The following is a 433-nucleotide window of genomic DNA, read 5'->3' as shown; positions in this document are numbered from 1 at the left end:
GCACAAGCCGGCATTTGGCGACGCCAGCGGGAACGACGGCTTCGTCGTACCCATACGGCGGTGGCCGCCTTGCTCGTGAGGGAACGGAGCGCTCCTATCGGATCAGACCGTGAGAGCGCCCCCTTGTAGCCCTTGATCGCGCTAGCGAGAACGCCGCTTTAGGTGGAAAGCTGGTCGTATTGGAATGCACATCCGGCAAGGACTTCGGTCGGTTGATAGTCTCCACTCCAGCCTCGGCTTCGACCACGCTCGGAGATCAGATGCAGGTTCTTTCTAGCCCGCGACGATACCACGTACACGAGCTTCTTCGCTGTCTCGACCTGATCTGGGTCGCTGAAATGTGGGACCATGCCTTCCAGCAGCCCATAGGCGATCACCGCGTCATATTCGGCGCCCTTGACCCCGTGGATCGTTGACACAGTAATACCAGTCC

1 protein-coding gene is annotated in these 433 nt (G+C 59.8%); it reads right to left on the bottom strand.

What is annotated here, in order from left to right:
• Positions 1-158: 158 nt before the first annotated feature.
• Positions 159-433: 3'-5' exonuclease (locus tag RAD15_RS44020; protein WP_458184896.1), on the bottom strand; the 275-nt coding region annotated here is incomplete at its 5' end.

It is taken from the genome of Bradyrhizobium sp. 14AA, assembly GCF_054185205.1.
This window is presented reverse-complemented; position numbering and strand designations above follow the sequence as displayed.